At 49.1% G+C, this 16,385-nt stretch carries 15 protein-coding genes and 1 tRNA gene; 9 read left to right on the top strand and 7 right to left on the bottom strand.

Annotated features, from left to right (window positions below):
- The first annotated feature begins 69 nt into the window (after positions 1–69).
- Positions 70–146, top strand: a tRNA-Trp gene (locus tag D515_RS09305).
- A gap of 134 nt (positions 147–280) precedes the next feature.
- Positions 281–1,138, top strand: a complete 858-nt coding sequence (locus D515_RS09300) for an endonuclease/exonuclease/phosphatase family protein (protein WP_002537984.1) — start codon at positions 281–283, stop codon at positions 1,136–1,138.
- 15 nt (positions 1,139–1,153) lie between these two features.
- On the opposite strand, the gene focA is transcribed toward D515_RS09300, so the two are convergent.
- Positions 1,154–2,611: a formate transporter FocA gene (gene focA, locus D515_RS09295; RefSeq protein ID WP_002537982.1), complete on the bottom strand. Its 1,458-nt coding sequence runs from the start codon at positions 2,609–2,611 to the stop codon at positions 1,154–1,156.
- A gap of 219 nt (positions 2,612–2,830) precedes the next feature.
- Between focA and D515_RS09290 the strand changes: the two genes are divergently transcribed.
- Positions 2,831–3,736 (top strand): LysR substrate-binding domain-containing protein, encoded by a 906-nt coding sequence (locus D515_RS09290; protein WP_002537981.1) that lies wholly within the window; start codon positions 2,831–2,833, stop codon positions 3,734–3,736.
- Between the two features lie 64 nt (positions 3,737–3,800).
- Here the strand turns inward: D515_RS09290 and D515_RS09285 are convergent, their stop codons facing one another.
- Together D515_RS09285 and gloB are read right to left on the bottom strand one after the other, a co-directional pair.
- The gene (locus tag D515_RS09285; protein WP_002537979.1) at positions 3,801–5,372 is read right to left on the bottom strand and encodes a lytic transglycosylase; all 1,572 of its coding nucleotides are present in this window, start codon (positions 5,370–5,372) and stop codon (positions 3,801–3,803) included.
- Between the two features lie 71 nt (positions 5,373–5,443).
- Positions 5,444–6,202, bottom strand: coding sequence for a hydroxyacylglutathione hydrolase (gloB, locus tag D515_RS09280; RefSeq protein WP_002537978.1), 759 nt, complete (start codon positions 6,200–6,202; stop codon positions 5,444–5,446).
- 31 nt (positions 6,203–6,233) lie between these two features.
- Between gloB and D515_RS09275 the strand changes: the two genes are divergently transcribed.
- Positions 6,234–6,959 (top strand): methyltransferase domain-containing protein, encoded by a 726-nt coding sequence (locus tag D515_RS09275; protein ID WP_002537976.1) that lies wholly within the window; start codon positions 6,234–6,236, stop codon positions 6,957–6,959.
- A 5-nt stretch (positions 6,960–6,964) separates the two neighbouring features.
- Here D515_RS09275 and rnhA read toward each other — a convergent pair whose 3' ends face one another.
- Positions 6,965–7,432 carry a ribonuclease HI gene (rnhA, locus tag D515_RS09270; RefSeq protein ID WP_039849839.1) on the bottom strand — a complete coding sequence of 156 codons (468 nt, stop codon included), beginning with the start codon at positions 7,430–7,432 and terminating at the stop codon, positions 6,965–6,967.
- A gap of 51 nt (positions 7,433–7,483) precedes the next feature.
- Here rnhA and dnaQ point away from each other — a divergent pair, with 51 nt between their 5' ends.
- Both dnaQ and D515_RS09260 read left to right on the top strand, forming a co-directional pair.
- Complete coding sequence (gene dnaQ / locus D515_RS09265; RefSeq protein WP_039849837.1) at positions 7,484–8,227, top strand: DNA polymerase III subunit epsilon; 744 nt, start codon at positions 7,484–7,486, stop codon at positions 8,225–8,227.
- On the top strand, positions 8,224–9,507 hold the full coding sequence (locus tag D515_RS09260; protein WP_002537974.1) for a TIGR03503 family protein: 1,284 nt from the start codon (positions 8,224–8,226) through the stop codon (positions 9,505–9,507). Before dnaQ ends, D515_RS09260 begins: the two co-directional genes overlap by 4 nt.
- Before the next feature lie 67 nt (positions 9,508–9,574).
- Here D515_RS09260 and fadE read toward each other — a convergent pair whose 3' ends face one another.
- The gene (gene fadE, locus D515_RS09255; protein WP_002537973.1) at positions 9,575–12,025 is read right to left on the bottom strand and encodes an acyl-CoA dehydrogenase FadE; all 2,451 of its coding nucleotides are present in this window, start codon (positions 12,023–12,025) and stop codon (positions 9,575–9,577) included.
- A gap of 331 nt (positions 12,026–12,356) precedes the next feature.
- Between fadE and lpcA the strand changes: the two genes are divergently transcribed.
- A complete protein-coding gene (gene lpcA / locus D515_RS09250) occupies positions 12,357–12,935 on the top strand; it encodes a D-sedoheptulose 7-phosphate isomerase (protein WP_002537972.1) in 579 nt (192 codons plus the stop codon).
- A 15-nt stretch (positions 12,936–12,950) separates the two neighbouring features.
- Positions 12,951–13,775: a class II glutamine amidotransferase gene (locus tag D515_RS09245; protein ID WP_002537971.1), complete on the top strand. Its 825-nt coding sequence runs from the start codon at positions 12,951–12,953 to the stop codon at positions 13,773–13,775.
- Between the two features lie 64 nt (positions 13,776–13,839).
- Here the strand turns inward: D515_RS09245 and purN are convergent, their stop codons facing one another.
- Positions 13,840–14,475, bottom strand: coding sequence for a phosphoribosylglycinamide formyltransferase (gene purN / locus D515_RS09240; RefSeq protein WP_002537969.1), 636 nt, complete (start codon positions 14,473–14,475; stop codon positions 13,840–13,842).
- Between the two features lie 2 nt (positions 14,476–14,477).
- The gene (gene purM, locus D515_RS09235) at positions 14,478–15,521 is read right to left on the bottom strand and encodes a phosphoribosylformylglycinamidine cyclo-ligase (RefSeq protein WP_002537968.1); all 1,044 of its coding nucleotides are present in this window, start codon (positions 15,519–15,521) and stop codon (positions 14,478–14,480) included.
- A 190-nt stretch (positions 15,522–15,711) separates the two neighbouring features.
- On the opposite strand from purM, the gene upp reads away from it, so the two are divergent.
- A complete protein-coding gene (upp, locus tag D515_RS09230; protein ID WP_002537967.1) occupies positions 15,712–16,338 on the top strand; it encodes a uracil phosphoribosyltransferase in 627 nt (208 codons plus the stop codon).
- Positions 16,339–16,385: the final 47 nt, after the last annotated feature.

Raw genomic sequence — 16,385 nt, 5'->3', positions numbered from 1 at the left:
GGGTCGCGGGTTCGAGTCCCGTCCGCTCCGCCACTTCTTAAAGAGAAGCTAACTCTTAAAAACAGCAACAGGGGTGTAGCTCCAATTGGCAGAGCAGCGGATTCCAAATCCGCGTGTTGGGGGTTCGAATCCCTCCACCCCTGCCATCTTCAAGCCTCAGCAGAAATGCTGAGGCTTTTTTGCGTTTTTGTGTTTGGCTTTGCTCTTAAATCCCTGTGCGGGAGTGACGGTTTATGTGTATCCTTCAGGCTGGTTTAGCTCTCAAACACTAATCGGCACTATGAATCAACTTCGAAGCCTTTGGGTTATTCTTTCTACCGCATTTCTTCTACTAGGCATTGCTCTCGTCTACTTTCTCGTTGATGTCCCTGACTCACCTCAGCTTGCTTCCGGTCAGGGTGCTGTGAAATGCCGCGAGTATAAAAGTTCTTCGGAGATTGATGCATCGAAACCTTTAAACATTGCTGTATGGAATATCTATAAACAGCAGTTGGAAGGTTGGGATACTGAACTTAAGTCGCTGGCGGCGGACAACACCATTATTTTGCTTCAGGAAGCGCAAACCAAACCACAAATGCTTAGCTATCTAGAACAAAGTGGCTGGCATAGTAATCAGGCTTATGCTTTTGCGATTAATGGGGAAATCGCAGGCGTGATGACCTTGTCTGAAGCTATTCCAGAGAAAGTCTGCGCCTATACCAAGGTTGAACCCTACTTACGATTACCAAAGAGTGCATTGTATAGTGCTTTCCCGCTTTCCAATGGGGAAGTGTTGTCTGTGATTAACCTTCACAGTATCAATTTTACTTATGGCGTGACTGAGTATTCTGAGCAATTGGATGTGTTGGTAGAAGCGGTAGAGCCACTTAAGGGGCCTTTGATTATTGCAGGAGACTTAAACACCTGGAGTAATGAACGACTGTCTGTCGTGAGAGATAAGTTAAGTTCGATTGAGCTACAGGAAGCGAATTTCCAGCCAGATGAAAGGCTACGAGTTTTCAGTCATCCACTGGACCATGTATTTTATCGTGGGATGAAATTACAACACGCTAAATCTATTGATACTACCGCCTCTGATCATGCAAAGCTCGAAGCGAGGTTTGTGTTTGAAGACGCACAAGAAAAAGGCAGCGATTAACGCTGCCTTTCTTTTTCAGACTGCTTGCGACATTTGGCTGATTGTTTCATTCGCATTGTAGAGTGGGCGCATCGCCTTCAATACATCGGAGCGTGATATAACGCCAACCAGACGATTGTTTTCCAGCACCGGAAGGATATGAGGTTTACTCATTTTCGCTTCACGAACGCGGTCCTTAAGCGGTTTATAGCTCAAGCTGGTTGCAATACCCATATCAGAAACAGGAAACGCTTTTTCTTTGTCGACGACTAAAAACTCAGCGACATCAATCAGGCTTTCGTTGGCGCTAAGAGCCGTCACATCATCATTCATCAGTTCGCCTACGCATTGTTCTGCATCTGGTAGGTAATCCTCACACCATAGGTTAACCATCACATCGTGCACTGAGAAGAAACCGACCACGTGCAGTTGATTGTCGCAAACCGGAGCACCAGTCAGTTGGTTTGAAAGCAGCACATCGATAGCATATACAGTGCGATCAGTGGCTTTCAATACGATAGGGCTGGTATTCATCAGATCTTTAACTTTCATTTTGTTCATCATGGCAGAATCCTTACTGGCTTTATTGAGTGTCACTGGCGAGTTTACGGCCAGCATTTCAGGTTGTTGCATTTGCTTTGTATAAATCCCCCAGTTGGCAAGGCCAACCAGTACAGCGCCACCGACAATGTTGCCAAGCGTCACTGGGATAAGGTTATTAACGACAAAGTGGGAAACAGTTAAGTCAGCGTAACTTGATGGTGATACACCTAATTGCGTCCAGAAAGCGTCCGGTGAAAAGTGAGAAATGACGATACCCAGCGGAACCATAAACATGTTGGCGATACTGTGCTCGAAACCGCTGGACACGAACATGGCTACAGGCAGCATAGTCATCACGGCTTTGACGACAGGGTTTGCAGAGCAAAAGGTTAGCCAAATCGCTGTGCAGACAAGAATGTTACAGAGCACGCCGAGTGTGAAAGCTTCAAGCCAAGTGTGGTGGAGCTTATGCTGAGCGATATTGAGTGCATTCAACCCCCATTGACCGCCATCCAGTTGGTATAGCCCTGCTGCTGTTACCAACGTTAGCAAAATCATCGCCCCGATAAAGTTGCCGAGGTAGACCTTGCCCCAGGTGCTGAACAGCTTTCCGATGCTTACCTGATTGTTGGCCCAGGAGATACTAGAAAGCACTGTGCTGGTAAACAGCTCACCTTCAAAGATCACTATAAGTATCAGGCCCATACTGAATGCGAGTCCGCCAATCAGCCTAGTCATTCCCCAACTTGCGCTGTTATTGCCCGTGGTAACTGTGATGTAGAAAAGAAACGCGAGGCCGATAAAGACGCCAGCCAGTACAGCAAGACTGATGGTGGCTCCGCTTCTTTTGCTGATTTTCTTCAGTGCATACCGCTCTGCCTCGGACATCATTTCAGCCGCAGAGAAGCCTTTCACTGAGACGAAGTCGTGATCAGAATACGCAGTTGTCATTTCTTCCCCTCCTGAGTTGTTTCATGGTGTTTTCCTTTTTCTTCGAGTCGGGCGATGTACCTGACTTCCCTTTCAGACTAAGTGTGAAGGAGTGGTCAAGTACAATTGATAATTCTTTGTTTTGTATTCAGTTTTATTGATGATTTTTTTAGGGTGAGTACAATAAACCCATAAAAATAAAGAGGTTTAACGTTCGCTGCTTTTCTGGGGAGGGAAGTCATGCGCTATTCACTTAAACAACTGGCTGTTTTCGATGCGGTTGCGGATTGCGGCAGCGTCAGTCAGGCAGCAGATTTACTGGCTTTGACCCAGTCTGCGACAAGTATGTCGCTATCTCAGCTCGAGAAAATGTTGGGCAGGCCGCTTTTTGAACGGAAAGGGAAGCGTCTTATCCTGACGCATTGGGGAGCATGGCTTCGACCAAAGGCCAAGCGGTTGTTGAGAGACGCCAAGCAGATTGAAATGGGCTTCTATGACCAGCACCTGTTGAGCGGCGAAATCCGTCTTGGGGCAAGTCAAACCCCAGCAGAACACTTGGTTCCGGACCTTATCAGTATTATTGATAATGACTTTCCAGAAATTCGAATTTCCTTAGGCGTACGAAGTACCAGCTCCATTATTCAGGGTGTATTGGACTACCGCTATGATCTTGGGATTATTGAAGGTCGTGTAGATGACAATCGTCTGCATCAGGAGCCATGGTGCACGGATCACCTAACGATTGTAGCAGCTGCCCATCACCCTTTTGCTAAAAGGGAGCGGGTGAGTATGGCTCAGTTGGAACAGGCTCAGTGGATTTTGCGCGAGCATGGTTCTGGGACAAGAATGGCATTTGAGAGCGCAATTTCTCGCCATATCGCTGACCTTGATGTTTGGCGCGAGTATGAACATATTCCAGTTATCCGAAGTCTTGTTGCCAATGGGCCTTATGTCACCTGCTTACCTTACTTAGATGTTGAGCAGTATATTGAAGATGGAAAGTTGGTGGCGTTGAATGTACCGGAATTGGATATTTCACGCTCACTCTCTTTTGTTTGGCGAGCCGATATGGCAGAAAACCCGGTGGTGGATTGCTTTAAGCGGGAAGGTATCAGGATGATGAAGCGACACCCTATGGTGATGTAATCAATTTTGTTGATACAAAAAAGCGCGCAGCGAAAACGCTGCGCGCTTTTTTACTAACTAGAAGTTAAGCACTTACTTTGGTGACATCGATATACAGCTTCAGTTTTTGTCCTGGCTGGATATACGCGTTCTTCTTCAGCGAGTTCCATTTCACCAGATCCGACACCGACACCTTGTAGCGCGCAGCAATACCACTCAGTGAATCGCCTTCACGGATTTGGTAGAAGATAGTACGGATACGTGCGCCTTCATCGGCTTTTTTCCAAATCACCAAGTCCTGACCAATGCGCAGCGGATCTTTCGGTGCCATACCATTCCAGCGCGCCAGTGAAGTATGTGACACGCCGTGTTTACGGGCGATCGTCCAGAAGCTATCACCTTTTTGCACTGTGTGGGTGAGTTTAATGTCACCGCGTTGTTTACTGGTGAGTTTTGCTAAACGCTGTGGAGCACTCAGTGTGTATTGGCTTTCGTCTTTCAGCGATACAGGAATCAGCAAGTGCTCTCCCACACGGATATTGGTGCCTTTTAAGCTATTGGCACGTTGAATCACTTTGACTGTTGTATTGTGGCGTTTTGCAATCAGGCCCAGAGAATCACCGCTTTTCACTTTATAGCGGGTCACTTTCACGCCCTGATTATTGTTTTCCGTTAGGTTGCTATTAAAGCGAGCTACATTTTCTTTAGGTAGCAGCAAATGGTTTGCACCATCTGGTGCTGTCGCCCAATGGTTATACGCAGGGTTCAGGCTTTGGAGCTCAGACAGAGACAGGCCTGCATAGTTGGCGGCCAGCGCTAAATCCATCTGTACGCCAGGTTCTACCTGTTCCACAACTGGCTTGTTGGCAATGGCTGGTAAGTCTAAACCATAACGCTCTTTGTTCTTCACGACATCTGCGACAGCAATCAGCTTAGGCACATAACCACTGGTTTCTTTTGGAAGAGAAAGGTGCCAGAAGTCGGTTGGAAGGCCTTTGGCTTTATTGTTTCTAATCGCGCGGAACACACGACCCTCACCTGTGTTGTAGGCGGCCAATGCATGCAGCCAGTCGCCATCAAATTTCTTGTGAAGGTATTCCAGCAAATCTAATGCAGCATCCGTTGAAGCGACGACATCACGACGGCCGTCATACCACCAGTTTTGCTCCAAACCAAAGCGGCGGCCTGTGTCTGGCACAAATTGCCATAAACCTGCTGCGCGGCCATGGGAGTAAGCAAATTGATCAAATGAGCTTTCTACGACAGGCAGAAGCGCGATTTCGAGTGGAATGCCGCGCTCTTCAACTTTTTCAGTGATGAGATACAGGAAAGGTTCAGCGCGTTCGGCGACTGTTTTGAGGTGTTGCGGGTGCTTTAAGTACCAGTTGCGGTAGTAATTAACGCGCTTGTTTTCAGGTACGGGCATCTCGAGTTGCATGGCAATCCGTTCCCAGACATCGTCCTGTGTTTGAGGCGTGATGACAGGAGTGGTCTCCTCGACCTTTTGGGTTTCAACTGGCGTCTGAACGATGTCAGTCTTTAGGAGTGCTTCTTCCTGTTGCTCTGGCGTGTTAGTCGTGGTCGCGACATCACTTTGGCCGGTAATCTGGCATCCTGCGAGGAACATCGATCCCACTAACACATAACGGAACTTCATTAATCTCTGACCTTTCAAAAAATGGCCGATGATGATACTCGGCCGGAACTCTTGCTTACAAGTGACTTGTGTCAAAATTCATCTTTCCAACGTCTGAGCGCCGCAAAAGTTTCGGTATCCGTAGAGTCAGTCGCACCTTGACTTACAGCCGCTTTGATACTGTCGATATGGGCGCGTAGGAAAGGGTTGATACACTTTTCTTTCCCAATCGAACTCGGCAAAGTGGGGATGTTTTTCTCCCGAAGTGCCTTAGCTTCAACAACATATTCGTTAAGCGCAGTATTGTTCGGTTCGACCGCGAGAGCAAATTTCAGGTTTGAAAGCGTGTATTCATGCGCACAAAACACCAGTGTGTCATCCGGTAAAGACGCCAGATGTGTCAGGGATTGGTGCATTTGTTTTGGGGTGCCTTCAAACAGCCGACCGCAACCTGCAGAAAATAGCGTATCCCCGCAAAACAGCATTCCCTCAGCATAATAAGCAATGTGGTCGAGCGTATGTCCCGGAACGTGGAAAACTGTAAAGTCACTGTTGAACAGTGTAAAACTCTGACCGTGTTTTAGGGGGTGGTTGACCATAGGGAAACGATCGGTCGCTGGACCATAAATGGAGAGGCCCGGGAAGTGTTCCAGCAAGGTGCGGATACCGCCAACATGGTCATTGTGATGATGAGTGACCAGTACCCCATTCAGCGTCAGCCCTTCATTGTTAAGGGTTTCAAGTACTGGCTTGGCATCACCGGGATCGACGACAACACAATGATTGTCATCATTTTTTAGCAGCCAGATGTAATTGTCATTGAATGCAGGTATGCTTGTTACAGATAGCATTGAATCTCTCCAGCTATAACTCTAAAACACTATGAAACCAGCACGCAGCCAACGTCCACTGGAATACCCGTACACTTGGGACCAATTCGCGCACGGCGAATGGGCGTGTATGCACGTGCAAACGCGGCTGGACGAATGGTTGCCCAGACTGTTCGGTTATCACATGCTAAAGCTTGGTGGCCTCAGCTGTGAGATGGTGACCGGGCATTGTAACATTCAGCATCAGGTCTGTATCGACAAGCTCAATCCTTTGCGGAACATGGAGGCCGAGAACTACGATCTGCCTTTTCTCGACAAAGCCTTTGACGTTTGCATTCTCGCCAACCAGCTCGATTACACGGATGACCCTCATCGATTGCTGCGTGAGATCGACAGAGTCATGATAGACGATGGCTACCTGATCCTTTCAGGAGTAAATCCCAGTAGTTTGATGGGGATCGGTCGATTAATCCCATGGCGTAAGAATCAATTGCCTTGGAGTGGGCGAATGTTTACGCCATTGCGGGTGAGGGACTGGTTGGGGGTGCTTAACTACGAAATTGTGGAAATGTCATGTTTCGGACTGATTCCAGCAACACGCCACCGAACTTGTGGCGTATGGTTTGAAAATGCCTGTTCGGGGCTTCTGCCTGCTATTGGCTCGCTCTATTTCATTGTTGCACGTAAGCGAACCTATCCACTGAAACCTATCAAACCGAAGTGGAAGCTTAAGAAATCGTTGTCGCCGGTGAGTGTGAATTACTGTACCGGCGGTTGAGATATTTACTCGGAAGGGATGTAACCGTCGTCTGGCCCTGTCGGGTTTTCTGCGGCGGTTCTTGCCAGTTCATCACAGCGCTCATTTTCTGGGTGGCCCGCGTGACCTTTCACCCATTGCCAGTCCACAGTATGACGCTGGGTTTCAGTATCCAGACGTTGCCATAGGTCGGCATTTTTTACAGGCTTCTTGTCAGCTGTTTTCCAACCACGCTTCTTCCAGTTGTGTATCCACTGGGTGATACCCTGACGTACGTATTGACTGTCAGTAGTCAGCGTGACGTTGCAGGACTCTTTCAGGCTTGCCAGACCCACAATGGCCGCCAGCAGTTCCATGCGGTTATTGGTGGTGAGCGCAAAGCCTTCGCTCATCTCTTTCTCGTGTTGTTTGTAACGCATGACCACGCCATAACCACCCGGTCCCGGATTACCGAGACAAGAACCGTCCGTGAAAATTTCTACCTGCTTGACCATATTTGTTAGTATCTGTGGAAATTAATCGCCAAGTCTGACACAAGTGCCGCTATGAAAGCCAGTTACGACAGAATTATCGTTCTCGATACGGAAACCACGGGTATGAACCGTGAAGGTGGTCCCCATTACGAAGGACACCGCATTATTGAAATCGGCGCGGTGGAAATCATCAACCGCAAGCTGACCGGTCGCCATTTCCACGTGTACATCAAACCGGATCGAGAAATCGATCCGGAAGCGATTTCCGTACACGGTATTACCGATGAGTTTTTGCGTGATAAGCCGGAATATGGCGATATTCATGCCGAATTCCTCGAATTTATCAAAGGCGCGGAACTTGTTGCCCACAACGCGCCCTTTGATACCGGCTTCATGGACTATGAATTCCAGATGCAGGATCCGTCGATTGGTAAGACGGACGACTTCTGCAAGGTTACGGATACCCTTGCCATGGCGAAGAAAATCTTCCCGGGCAAACGAAACAACCTTGATATTCTCTGTGAACGTTACGGCATAGATAACTCGCACCGTACCCTACACGGCGCATTGCTCGATGCCGAGATTCTGGCTGATGTTTACCTGTTGATGACAGGTGGCCAGACAACGCTTAAGTTCAGTGGTAGTGATTCGAACGAAGAAGGCGGAGGCGGTGAAGCCATTCGACGTGTCGAAGCCGGTACGAAAAAACTAAAGATTATCAGTGCCTCTGCCGATGAACTAAGTGAACATGAAAAGCAGCTCGATATCATCGAAAAGAATGGCAGCTGTTTGTGGAGGCAACAGGAGAGTGTATGAAAACAAGGTGGGCTGGGTTGCTGCTCACTCTGCTGATGGCGTTCAACGTCGCAGCGGAGCAGACATCGGATCGTGACATACGGTTACTGAATAATCGTTTCCGTATCGATTCCACCATTACTCAGGTTGCTTTTGTTATTTATCGTCAAAAACCCAGTCAGCCGGTTGTGCTTGTGCAGCCGGATGGCTCCAAGCTATATGAATTCCGTCATCCCGATAATGTTTCATGGCATAAAGAGCCAGACATGGACATTATTTCGATTCTAAACCCAATGCCAGGCCCATGGCAGGCGATTGGTAAAGTCACTCCTGAAAATAAAATCCGCATTCTCTCCGAACTCAGTATGAAGGTAGATAACTTTCCAAGTCGTCTTTACCAAGGAGAGACACTTAAGTTTACCGCCCGGTTAATGCAAGGTGATGTACCACTGAACCTCAGGGACTTTCTCGACCGCGTTGAGTTAACCGTCACCTTTACAGAGTATCTGGAAAGTGTGGATGACATTCCGGTGGATCAGCGCCCGCAGGAAATGTCTCTGGGCCGATTCAAAGATGATGGGGCGGGGTTGGATGAATACGCAGGTGACGGCGTGTTTACAGTCGAGCTTCCTGTGAATGCTCATCCTGGAAAATATCGCGCACGAGTCACTTCAGGTAACGGCGTGTTTTTCCGCACTCTGGAGCAGGAAGTTTTGGTGTATCCAACACCACTGATGGCGACCTTTAAGCAAAGCCGTAAAAAAGCGCTGCCTCACCATCTTCTGGTGGAGTCTGATACCGCAAGCATAGAGCCTGGTTCCATTGCTGCTCATTCGGAGTTTACGGATCCCAATGGCAAGTTATCTGTCTATCAGGGCGTTGCGGGCGAAGATTACACGGCGCTCACGGTCGATATCGATAACTTCGAAGAGCCGGGGCGTCATAAATGGCATGCATGGCTATATGGCACGGATAAACTTTCCGGACGCCCTTTGATGTTCCATCTTCCTGAGCAGACGTTTGCCGTGGCAGATTATGAGGCGATCGAGCAGGCGAAGATCGAGCGTGAAGAACGAGAAGCGGAGCGTAAGCGTATAGAAGATGAGCGCATTGCGGCTGAGAAACGTGAAGCAGACAGAAAGATGGCAATGATCACCATTATTGGTGGCAACATCTTGCTGCTTATCTTGGCGGTCGGTGGCTGGTTCGTCGTTCGTATGATCAAGCGTAAGAAGCTTGCTGCAGAGACGGAAGAAGAACTGGAAGCACCGCCACCGGAAGAACCGGACAAAGCGGCTTAATCCGTTTTTTCCGTGCAAAGAAAAAGGAGAAGCTAAGCTTCTCCTTTTTTCGTTATCGGGTTTGACGTTAGGCAGCGTGTACCACTTTATCCAACGTTTTGCTCGCTGCGGCGAGCTCTGCAGGATCAAAGTCATCAACGTTGATAGTTTCGAGACGACCTTCCTCTGCAATACGCAGGATGTCTGCTTCTTTCTCTGAAATTGCGCCCTCACGAAGACCAATCTCCGCCACTTTGTCGAGGAACATAAATGGCAGTTTTTGACCCGTCGAGTCACACACTTTCTGGTAGACAGGCTCTGCGGCAAGGATATCCAGCAGGGCTTTTTCAATCTTACCGACCGCATTGTGCTCAGATGCTTCCAGGAACTGACCACGGCCGATACGGCTGCGGGTTTCACCTGGGGTTTGCAGAATTGCTGCCACTTTACCGTCCAGCGAATCGCTTGGTTTGGTGCGACGCGTGCCGAATGGGAATAACAGAACACGCAGCGGCGCAGCTACCCAACGGGCAGGGAAGTTGGCAAGGAAATCATCCAGAGCTTCTTCAGTTTGGTACATAGCATCTTGCATGCCCCAGTGAACCAAAGGCAGATCCGCTTTTTGGTAGCCATCGTCGGCATAGCGCTTCATGGTAGCCGAAGCCAGATACAATTGGCTCAGAACATCACCCAGACGGGCAGAAAGGCGTTCTTTACGTTTCAGGTTACCACCCAGCACTGCCATTGAGATGTCAGATAACAGGGCCAGGTTAGATGCGTAGCGGTTCATCTGTTGGTAGTAGCGTGCTGTTTCGTCTTTACGTGGCACGCTGGAAGTGCGGCCATCAGTCAGGCCCAACCAAACCGAACGAACCAGATTGCTGATCACAAAGCCAACATGGCCAAACAATGCCTGGTCAAAACCAGCCAAAGCTTCGCGCTCGTCTTCTTTGTAAGCTGCGTTCATTTCTTCCAATACAAATGGATGGCAGCGGATAGCACCTTGACCAAAGATGATCATCGAACGGGTCAGAATGTTTGCACCTTCAACCGTAATGGCAATCGGTGCACCTTGATAACCGCGGGCCAGGAAGTTTTTCGGGCCCATACAGATACCCTTGCCACCGACGACGTCCATCGCGTCAATCACGCCACGTTGACCACGATGGGTACAGTGATATTTCACAATGGCAGAGATGACTGACGGCTTCTCACCCAAGTCGATGCCAGCCACGGTCAACGCACTGGCGGCATCCATGACATAGGCGTTACCACCGATACGTGCCAATGGCTCTTCAATACCTTCCATTTTACCGATAGGCAATTTGAACTGACGGCGAATGCGGGCATAAGCGCCGGTCGCCAGCGCAGCCGTTTTGAGACCACCTGTCGAGTTTGAAGGCAGGGTAATACCACGGCCAACTGACAGACATTCAACCAGCATGCGCCAACCCTGGCCTGCCATTTCTGGACCACCGATGATGAAATCAAGTGGAACAAAAATATTCTCACCACGGGTAGGACCGTTTTGGAACGGCAGGTTCAGCGGGAAATGACGGCGGCCAATGTCCACGCCTTCAATATCCGTAGGGATCAGCGCACAGGTGATACCCATATCCTCCTGATCGCCAAGGAGACCTTCCGGATCTTTCAGCTTGAATGCCAGACCAAGAACGGTCGCGACTGGCGCCAGTGTGATGTAACGCTTGTTCCAGGTGATGGACATACCCAGCACTTCTTTGCCTTGCCATATGCCTTTAGTGACAACACCTTCATCCGGGATAGAGCCTGCATCAGAGCCTGCTTCAGGGCTTGTCAGTGCGAAACATGGTATTTCAAGGCCATTCGCCAGGCGTGGCAGGTAGTAATCTTTCTGGTCTGTGGTGCCATAGTGTTGCAGTAACTCACCAGGACCCAGGCTGTTTGGCACACCAACGGTGGAAGATAGCACGCCTGAAACGCCGGTCAGTTTTTGCAGGACCAATGATTGTGCGTAAGCAGAAAACTCCAGACCACCGTATTCCTTTTTGATGATCATGGCGAAAAACTTGTTGTCCTTCAGGTATTGCCAGACTTCCGGTGGCAGGTCTGCCAGTTCATGGGTGACCTGATAGTCATTGACCATGCGGCACACTTCGTTGACTGGACCGTCTAGGAATGCACGCTCTTCAGCACTCAGGCGAGGTGCAGGAATGTCATGCAGCTTGTTCCAATCTGGCGCGCCGCGGAAAAGATCGGCTTCCCACCAGACGGTGCCTGCATCAATAGCTTCTTTTTCGGTCTGAGACATTTCTGGCATCACGCCTTTAAACATCTTCAGTGCAGGTTTGCTCAGCCATGACTCACGGAATGAGCGTACGTTCAAAGGAATGGCGATTGCGATGAACACCAGCCAGCTGATTTGGCCAACAATGCCCATCACAGAGCCAACAATTAACATTCCCGCTGCTGCGGCGGTGAATAGTTTCAAGCCAGCGCGGTGATACGCCAGTATCGCCATCAGTGCCAGAAACGTTATCAGGTACAGGGTTGTCGCCATTTTCGGTTCTCCTTATCCTTCAACCCAATCTTATAATGGTAAGAGGTCATACCACTTAATTGTAAGCAGGTTTTTAAGAGAATGTAAAACAGTGACCGGTAAAAATGTGCACCTCACTTCACAGAGAAGTACAATGAAACAGTGTTCAGTTTTCAGACGATTGTTTTTACGAGAGATGCATAAGGTGAGGCAGATTATCGACAGCTTCATCTTTTTGCGGGTACACTGCTTCTCATATCTTCGGGCGCTTGCCCTGCTAATAAATCCTTCTGGTCGCTATCAATAGCGCGGCTGGTAATGGACGAATAAACCAATAAATAGAGAATTGCCCATGTACCAAGATCTCATTCGCTCAGAGCTTAACGAAGCAGCTCAGGTGCTTAACGCGTTTCTAAGTGACGACAAGAACATTGCAGACATCGAAGCGGCAGCGAAACTGCTGGCTGATTCCTTTAAAGCAGGCGGTAAAGTACTGTCATGCGGTAATGGCGGTTCGCATTGTGACGCGATGCACTTTGCTGAAGAGCTGACGGGTCGTTACCGTGAAAACCGCCCTGGTTATCCGGCCATCGCAATCTCTGATCCAAGCCACCTTTCTTGTGTATCGAATGACTTTGGCTATGAGTACGTTTTCTCTCGTTATGTTCAGGCGGTAGGCGCAAAAGGTGACGTATTGTTTGGTCTGTCGACATCAGGTAATTCTGGTAACGTGCTGAAAGCGATTGATGCGGCGAAAGAGAAAGGCATGAAGAGCATTATGCTGACCGGTAAAGATGGCGGTAAAATGGCAGGCTTGGCAGACATTGAAATCCGTGTTCCACATTTTGGCTATGCGGATCGTATTCAGGAGGTGCACATCAAGATCATTCACATCCTGATCCAGCTTGTCGAAAAAGAAATGGAAAAATAAGGATAACGTAAAGGAATGTGTGAACTGCTTGGCATGAGTGCCAATGTACCAACGGACATTTGTTTTAGCTTTACCGGCTTAATCCAGCGTGGGGGAAATACAGGCCCTCACCGCGATGGCTGGGGCATTGTCTTTTATGAAGGCAAAGGGTTTAGGACCTTTAAAGACCCGAACCCAAGCTGCGACTCAAAAATTGCTGAGCTTGTTCAGAGTTATCCGATCAAAAGCTGCGCGGTGATAAGCCACATTCGTCAGGCTAACCGCGGTGAAGTCAATCTGGAGAATACTCATCCGTTTACCCGTGAAATTTGGGGACGTTACTGGACTTATGCTCACAATGGGCAATTGTCAGAGTACGAAGATTTGCCGACAGGGCACTTCAAGCCTGTTGGAGAAACGGACAGTGAAAAAGCCTTCTGCTATTTACTGCACGAAATTGAAAAGCATTACCCCGACAAGCCTGACGATATGACGGAAGTGTTCCGCTTTATCGCCAGCCGTTGTGACAAACTTCGTGAACTAGGCGTGTTTAACATGCTGTTCAGTGACGGTGACTATGTGATGGCGTATTGCTCCAATAACCTTCACTGGATAACCCGTCGTGCGCCGTTTGGTAAAGCCAGCCTGATCGATGAAGAGGTGACGGTCGACTTTCAGGAAGAGACGACGCCGAATGACGTGGTGACAGTGATAGCGACTCAGCCACTGACCAACAATGAAACCTGGCACAAGATGCAGCCGGGTGAGTATTGTGTGTTCCATTTGGGTGAAGTGATTACCTGCAACCGTGCTGATATTGCAGCACAGGCAGAAGAGGCGGCTAGCGAATCCGATTCGTAGTGCCATCTTCAGACGATAAAAAACGCGCCGTAAGGGCGCGTTTTTTGTGTCCGAAAAAACGGAGTTAATCAGCTGCGTAGCCGGATTGTCCCAGCACTTCGCCATCCATCACGGCTTTTTCATCCGCCATGTTGAGTCTGCCCTGACAGAACCATTCCACCACTAACGGATAGATACGGTGTTCTTGCTCCTGAACACGTTCGAATACACTTTCCGCATCGTCATCTTCAAAAATCGGCACTCTGGCCTGAAGAATGACAGGGCCACCGTCGAGCTCTTCTGTCACAAAATGCACTGAAGTACCGTGCTCGTCATCGCCTGCGTCAATCGCACGCTGGTGGGTATTGAGGCCAGTGTATTTCGGCAATAAGGAAGGGTGAATGTTCAGCATCTTGCCCTGATAGTGACGGACAAACTCTGGCGTCAGGATACGCATGAAACCCGCCAACACAATGAGGTCTGGCGAGTATTCATCGATAGTAGCCATCAGCTGGCTGTCATATTGGCTTCGATCTGAAATCCCTTTACTAGCTACCACAACCGCTTCAATCCCGGCGTCTTTAGCACGGGTGAGGCCGTATGCGTCTTCTTTGTTTGCAATGACAGCCGAAACTTCAATGCCGTTATTGCCATGGCAGCGATCAATGATCGCCTGAAGATTTGAGCCGTTTCCAGAAACCAGAACAACCAGCTTTTTCATGGTTACCCCTTGATCTCAACCTGTTCTTCGCCAGCCGCAGCGTTCTCGATGGTGCCTAGCAGCCATGCGCTTTCACCTTCCTGATTCAGGATGTCGATGGCTTTTTGTGCTTGGTCAGCAGGCAGTGCAATCACAAGACCCACGCCACAGTTGAAGGTACGGTACATTTCGTGCTCGGTCACGTTACCGTTTTCTTGCAGCCAGTTGAAAATAACAGGCCATTCCCAGCTGTTTCCATCGATCACGGCTTTGGTGCCTTCAGGCAGCACACGTGGGATGTTTTCCCAGAAACCGCCACCTGTGATGTGCGAAATGGCGTGAACATCACAGCTTTCCAGCATCTTAAGGGCTGGCTTCACGTAAATGCGTGTAGGTTCCAGCAGGTGGTCAGCCAGTGTCTTGCCTTCAAGCTCCGCGTTAACGTCTGCGCCTGAAACCTCGATGATCTTGCGAACAAGGCTGTAGCCGTTAGAGTGAGGGCCTGATGAAGCGACAGCAATGATCGCATCACCTTGAGCGACTTTAGAGCCGTCGATCACTTCTTCTTTCTCAACGACACCAACGCAGAAGCCAGCCACGTCGTAGTCTTCGCCATGGTACATACCCGGCATTTCAGCGGTTTCACCACCGATAAGGGCACAGCCAGCTTGCAAACAGCCTTCGCCAATACCGGTTACCACGTCAGCAGCTGTATCAACGTCCAGCTTGCCTGTTGCGTAGTAATCAAGGAAGAACAATGGCTCAGCACCCTGAACAATCAGGTCATTGACACACATTGCTACCAGGTCGATACCAATGGTGTCGTGTTTTTTCAGATCCATCGCCAGGCGAAGTTTGGTACCTACACCGTCAGTACCTGAAACCAGGACTGGCTGTTTGTATTTTGTAGGCAGTTCACAAAGTGCACCGAAACCACCGATGCCACCCATGACTTCAGGACGACGAGTGCGCTTAACAACGCCTTTAATTCTGTCGACCAGGGCGTTACCTGCATCGATATCTACACCTGCATCTTTGTAGCTTAGAGAAGACTTATTATCGCTCACTGGGGATCCTTACCGAGTTATGGACTAAAAAGCGGCGCCATTTTAACAGCGGTATTTCAAAAAGGAAAACGTTTGCGTCAGGTTCAATGCAGCGAATTTGGCTTAAAAAAGCGCAACCAGTTGTATGTAACTATTACACCGAATTTTCTTGTGTATAATTCGTGGAATTTGTTTTTTGCAGGAGTCTGTCATGAAAGTCGTCGAAGTTAAGCACCCGCTGGTAAAACACAAAATCGGTCTGATGCGTGAGGGTGACATCAGCACCAAGCGTTTTCGTGAGTTGGCGACAGAAGTAGGCAGCCTGCTGACCTATGAAGCGACTTCAGATTTCGAAACTGAAAAAGTGACCATTGAAGGCTGGAATGGCCCAGTTGAAATCGACCGCATCAAGGGCAAGAAAGTGACGGTTGTGCCAATTCTTCGTGCAGGTCTGGGCATGATGGATGGCGTTTTGGAGCACATTCCAAGCGCGCGTATCAGTGTGGTCGGTATTTACCGTGATGAAGAAACGCTGGAACCGGTTCCTTATTTCCACAAGCTTGCGAGCAATATCAACGAGCGTATGGCGCTGGTGGTTGACCCAATGCTGGCAACCGGTGGTTCTATGATCGCAACCATCGATCTACTGAAAGAGCACGGTTGTGACAACATCAAAGTGCTTGTTCTGGTAGCGGCACCGGAAGGTATTGAAGCGCTGGAAAAAGCACACCCGGATGTAGAGCTTTACACTGCAGCAATCGACCAGAAACTGAATGACAAAGGCTACATCGTGCCAGGTCTGGGCGATGCAGGCGATAAGATTTTCGGTACTAAGTAAATAGCACGAAATCGAGATATGAAAGAGGCTTCCATTTGGAAGCCTCT

It is taken from the genome of Grimontia indica (assembly GCF_000333895.2).
Taxonomy (GTDB): Bacteria; Pseudomonadota; Gammaproteobacteria; order Enterobacterales; family Vibrionaceae; genus Enterovibrio; species Enterovibrio indicus.
Note: the sequence above shows the minus strand (reverse complement) of the source record. Positions and strands in the feature narration are given on the sequence as shown.